This is a genomic window from uncultured Nostoc sp. (assembly GCF_964245445.1).
Lineage (GTDB): Bacteria > Cyanobacteriota > Cyanobacteriia > Cyanobacteriales > Nostocaceae > Nostoc.
The window spans coordinates 1-5,507 of sequence record NZ_CAXTNE010000395.1 but is presented as its reverse complement, the minus strand read 5'-3'; the positions used below and the strand labels follow the sequence as shown (position 1 = coordinate 5,507).

At 43.9% G+C, this 5,507-nt stretch carries 5 protein-coding genes; 1 reads left to right on the top strand and 4 read right to left on the bottom strand.

What is annotated here, in order from left to right:
* Window positions 1-270 precede the first annotated feature (270 nt).
* From ACFE90_RS35740 to ACFE90_RS35730, 3 genes are all read right to left on the bottom strand, one after another.
* Window positions 271-609, bottom strand: coding sequence for a type II toxin-antitoxin system PemK/MazF family toxin (locus ACFE90_RS35740; RefSeq protein ID WP_375506992.1), 339 nt, complete (start codon window positions 607-609; stop codon window positions 271-273).
* Window positions 596-820, bottom strand: a complete 225-nt coding sequence (locus ACFE90_RS35735; protein ID WP_229454008.1) for a CopG family transcriptional regulator — start codon at window positions 818-820, stop codon at window positions 596-598. The genes ACFE90_RS35740 and ACFE90_RS35735 overlap by 14 nt, the downstream gene beginning before the upstream one ends.
* A gap of 244 nt (window positions 821-1,064) precedes the next feature.
* Window positions 1,065-4,238, bottom strand: coding sequence for an SUMF1/EgtB/PvdO family nonheme iron enzyme (locus ACFE90_RS35730; protein WP_375506991.1), 3,174 nt, complete (start codon window positions 4,236-4,238; stop codon window positions 1,065-1,067).
* A gap of 170 nt (window positions 4,239-4,408) precedes the next feature.
* On the opposite strand from ACFE90_RS35730, the gene purN reads away from it, so the two are divergent.
* Entirely contained in the window at window positions 4,409-5,080 is a 672-nt protein-coding gene (purN, locus tag ACFE90_RS35725; RefSeq protein ID WP_375506990.1) for a phosphoribosylglycinamide formyltransferase, read from the top strand.
* 157 nt (window positions 5,081-5,237) lie between these two features.
* Here the strand turns inward: purN and ACFE90_RS35720 are convergent.
* On the bottom strand, window positions 5,238-5,507 hold a 270-nt coding region (locus ACFE90_RS35720; RefSeq protein ID WP_375506989.1), incomplete at its 5' end, for a GAF domain-containing protein.

Sequence of the window (5,507 nt, the reverse complement as noted above, 5' to 3'; positions counted from 1 at the left end):
AAACTTACGCTTAAACTCAGATGAGTGAACTGTTTCAGACTTGTGTGTACACCGTTGAGGCGATCGCTTGGGTAAGCTTTTGGTTCATAATTATCTCTAGTTGGAGTCTTTGCTTAAGCTAAATTGTGTGCATACTTGATCAAGTGTGTATTTTATCGGTTACTGGGTAGTTTACCGCACTTCTCTACGAGACGCTGCACGTAGCTTGCTTCCCCGGAGGGGTACGACAGGCTCAGTGACCACCGTAGGCATCGCTATTTTTCTGCAAACTCAAACCAATCCCAAATGCAATTGTAACGCCGCATTAATTAGTACCATTATCTCTTCGTTTAAACTACCTAATACTTCACCAGTAATTCGTTGCTTAGAAATTGTTCGCACTTGCTGTGCCTGTACTTTAGAAGGCTTCGTTAAACCACTAATCTCTGGATTAAGCAGAACTTCAAAGGGATAAACACGGCTGACATTAGAAGTAAGCGGTAAAATTGTTATAGTGGTAGCAGCACTATTACTTATATCATTACTAACAATTAGTACTGGACGACGTTTACCCATTTCTGAACCCATCACCGGACTAAGATTTGCGTAATAAATATCACCACGTTTCATCTGTTAAACCATCTGCCACTGTCACATCCCAATCGTTATCAACTTCAGCAGACGCTTCTCGGTAAGCTGCCTCTAATTCTCGGTTTCGCAGCAATTCTAATGCTTCTTCAATTACTTGAGAACGAGATTTACATCCTTTATTTTGCTTGTAGTTTTCGACAAACTCAACTAAAAACGGTGGCAAGGAAATAGAGAGTTTTTCTACATTCATATTCGTACCAATTAGTAGCAAAAATAATTACTACTAATATACTAGCTTAATCTCAAAGCCCAGCAGGTGCGATCGCACTTTCCCACAGGCGATCGCTTGGGTAAGCTCTTGGTTCATAATTATCTCTAGTTGGAGTCTTTGTAAGTCCTATTTTTGAAAAAAAAATTAGATCGTTCCGCTTCGCTACACTCAAAAAGGGTAAAGAAAAGAAGGGCAGAGGGCAAAAGAACTAAAGCATAAAGGGCTAAAGAGTCCTCCCAACCGCGCAGACAACACGAAAACCAACATTGTTGACGTAGTCGCGCTCCGCCCCATAGTTGAAGTTGCGGGACGCGGAACGGCAGTTCTTAGGATCGCTGATCCAGGAACCGCCCCGCAGTACTTGATATTGACTAGCATTATCTATCCATGCACTTCCATCACTAGGCGCTCCTTTATAGCTATCATGCCAAGTATCTTGACACCACTCCCAAACATTCCCGTGCATATCGTATAATCCAAAGGCGTTGGGTGGAAAACTTTTTACTTCTGTTGTTCCTCGACGAAATTTGCCCTTTGGTTCAGAAGCGTAGGTGTAATTCCCATTGTAGTTAGCTAACTCAGTTGTAATCGTCTCGCCGAAGTGAAATGATGTCGTTGTTCCTGCACGACAGGCGTATTCCCACTCTGCTTCACTAGGTAGGCGATATTTACGCTTAGTCTTTTCACTCAGCTTTTCGCAAAAGTTTACTGCATCATTCCAAGACACTCGCTCTACAGGACGTTTTGCTGTTGGGAATTTGGAGGGATTGCTACCCATTATTTGGTTGTACTGTTCCTGAGTCACTTGAAACTTGCCTATAACAAAAGCAGGCACATTCACAGTGTGCTGTGGTTCTTCAGCTTTGGTTCGACCATTTTCAGCAGGTGGCGAACCCATCTTAAATGAACCAGCAAGAATCTCAACCATATCTAAAGTTATGCCATTGCCTAAGTCTTCTTTAAAGAGTTTAGCTTGCTTGTTAGGATCTCGTTTAATTACCTGTCCTTTTTCATCTACCGTTACCGTTTCAAACTTAACGTCAATATATTTGGGTGATTGACCCTTAAAAATTTCACGACCTACTACTGCTGTCACTAAACCTATACCTCCCAAGCCAGCCCACTTCAAAAACTTTTGTCGGGTTATTCGCTCTTGAGTCGGTTGAGTGAGTTGAGCAGGGCTTGACTGCTGAATCGGAGATTTAATCAATTCTTGGCTTGCTACAACTCTGGTTTCAATTGCAGTAATGTCCGTTTGTTTAAGTCCTAGAGTCCGTTGAAGTTGGCTTAACCTCTGCCGAACATCATCACTCTCAAGGGAATTTCCTGCTTTAATTGTTTTAATTAATTCCTGCTCATACTGCTGTAATTTTTGGCGATATTCTACTTCCTCTTGCTGCCGTTGTTTCTCTGTTTCTTGTTGCTGTCTAATTTTCTCTTGCTGTTTCCGGTATTCTGCTTCTGAAGATTGTTGAATAATAATTGCTTCGATCGCAGATGTTTCCGCATCATTTAGTTCTAAAATTTGTTGAAAACGCTGAAGTTCTTCACGAGTTGTATCGCTAAGAGGATATTCAAACTGTATCGACTCTCTAAACACCTCTTCATACTGTTGCAACTTTTGCCGATGTTCCTCGATCGCAGCAATAATTTGATTTTCAATTGCAGTAACATTCCGAGCAGTCAGATTCAACGCTTGATGACGTTGCGTTAGTTGAGAGCGTTTGAAAGCACTGAGCGGATATTCTTGTTGAACAGCTTCTGTAAACTCTTGCTCATACTGCCTCAAGTTTGTTTGATGTGTTTCAATCTCCGCATTAATCCGCCTCTCGATCGCTCCCACATCCCCTTCACTCAACCCCAACGTCTGCCACGTTTGCTGCAACTGCTTTTGCGTCACCTCATCTGGATAATGCTGGCGCTGTGTTGCCTTCACAAACGCCTGCTCGTACTGCTGGAGTTTTTGATGATAGCTTTCAATCTGTGTTGTGATTTGGGCTTCAATTGGGGCAACATCTACATCCGTCAGTCCCAAATGCTGCTGTTGTTGGCGTAAATTATTCCGGGTTGCCTCGCTAAGAGGATATTCCTGCTGCGTGGCAGTAAAAAACAGCCGTTGGTAGTCCCGGAGTTTTTGGTGATATGCCTCTACCTCAGCCGTAATCTGAGATTCTATCGCCGCAATATCTCCATTCGCAAGTTCTAATTGCTGCTGGGTTTGCCGTAAGCGATCGCGGCTTGCTCCACTCAGGGGAAACTCCTGTCGCAGTGCTGTTGTAAAGGCTTGCTGATAAGTTTGCAGGTTTTGCTGATATGTCTTAAACCGTGTAGTTACTAGTGCCTCAATCGGCATCGTGTCCTCATTCCGCAGTCCCAAAATTTGCTGGAGATTTTGCAGATCGTGGCGATCGCTATCGGTAATCGTCTCGTCTCGCTCTAGTAGTTCAGTAAACACCTGCTGATACTGCTGGAGTTTTTCGCCAAACTCCTTGCGGTACGGTTCTAACACCTCATCTTCGATCGCCTTCGCCTCAGTTGTCTCCAATCCCAAGCGAGTCCTCTGATAATCTAATGTGCGACGACCAACAAGAGAAATTTCGCCTCGATGAATAAATCGCGCTACCTCTTTACGGTATCGCTGCCTGGGATCACCCGGAGCCACCTTTGCCAGTCGAATTTTAAAGCCTTCTCGAATTGCATAAATTTCCGGCTTCATCGCAGGTTGAAGTTCTCGCACCTTCTCACTGGCGTATTCATGGAGTTCATCAATGGAGATAAACTCATCTTGATCGCGATCAGCTTCTCCCGATTTGATACCTTCAATTAAAAAACGAGTGTAAATCGATAAATCTTGCCCTTGTTCCTCAAAGGAATATTGAGTCGAAGTAGAAGAAGTCAATACGGCTCGTCCTTCACCGCCCAACTGCTGCCGGATGTCAATTGTGCCGTCATCTTTGGCAGACATCCCCTCAGCAAACGCGCCACTAAAACAGCTATCCAGGATTACCACCTGCCGCCGGGAGCGGCTTTCGATCATGCGATCATGAATAAAATTGGCAGACACCGACGTTGAGCGAATCAATTCGCCCTGCAGTGTCTTACTGGTGTTGCGAGTTGCCAGATACAGCCTACCGCGATCGTCTTTGATGCCGTGTCCTGAAAAGTAGAGCAGCAGCAAATCATCCCTGTGCCGACTGGAGAACAACGTTTCGATCGCCATTTCTACAACTTGCCGCTCAGGATTTTTTAGCAGGAGAATATCTGACGCAGCAAACTCGCCCATCTCTGGATGCAGCAGCACCTCATACACTGCTTCCACATCTCTAACTGCACTGGGCAAAGGGTTCAGCCCTGGCTCATACTCACTGACCCCAATCAGTAACGCTACCTTTGCCATTTAACTTACCTATGCTGCGATCGAATCCTCTGCGGCTTTAATCTCTATGTTGTTTGCTTCATACCAAGTTTTATAATATCACTTGTATCAATTGGACGAGTTATGAGCTAAATCTTTACCCACGACTTAGGATATATTTTTGGCATCTATAATTTTTCCTCTTAGCTGTTATGACCTTCCGCCCTGATTCTACCCTGAGCTTGGTTTCTCCCAGCATTAGCGATGTTTGCCGACAAGTCGCGCCTTTAAAACTAGGAATTATGGCTTCCGGGAATGGCAGCAATTTTGATGTAGTTGCCCAAGCTATCCAAGATGGACAGCTAAATGCCCAAATTCAAGTTTTAATTTACAATAACCCCTCAGCTAAAGCAGCCGTAAAAGCAGCTAATCGAGGTGTAGAAGCTGTTTTATTGAATCACCGCAACTATAAAAATCGAGAAGAGTTTGATGAGAAAATTGTGCAGACATTGCAGCACTACAATGTAGAATGGGTGATTTTGGCAGGTTGGATGCGATTGTTAACATCAGTTTTCATCGATGCCTTTCCTGATAAAATTATTAATATTCATCCTAGTTTGTTACCTAGTTTCAAGGGAATCCATGCTGTAGAACAAGCCTTAACATCTGGGGTAAAAATCACTGGTTGTACAGCGCATATAGCTTGTTTAGAAATGGACAGTGGCCCAATATTAATGCAAGCCGCAGTACCAGTATTGCCGGATGATACAGCAGAAACACTCCACGCCAGGATTCAAATTCAGGAACATCGAATTTTACCATTAGCGATCGCTCTAGCAGCTTCTTCGTCAAAAACTACACTAAGCCCTATACACTTGGGTTAAAAGAGGACAAGGAGCAGTTCTTGCTGGGAGAAAAGGGGAAAAAGAACCTGCATCAAGCCTTTCACTTCCCCCTTATACCCTGCTACCTACTTTCTGCTCTTTTGCTTCTTCCTGCCCCCTGCCCCCTTCTTCCTGCCCCCTTGCTTCTTCCACAAAGCTATTCACCAGAGTTCGCTTCAGTAGCTTGATACGCTTGTAGAAGCCTAGCATGATCGAGAGTAAATCCTACTTGCATAGCTATCTGGGTAAATAAATCAATTTCGGGCTGTTGCCAATTACGGGGGCCAGAACACTGATGTGCAATTAACAAGCCAAATAGCTGCTCATCTTTCATAATGGGTGCTACTAAATTTGCTTTCACACCAAAGGATTCGAGCAGGCTAATGTGACAATCGGCCAAACCAGCCTCATAAATGTTGTTTATTGC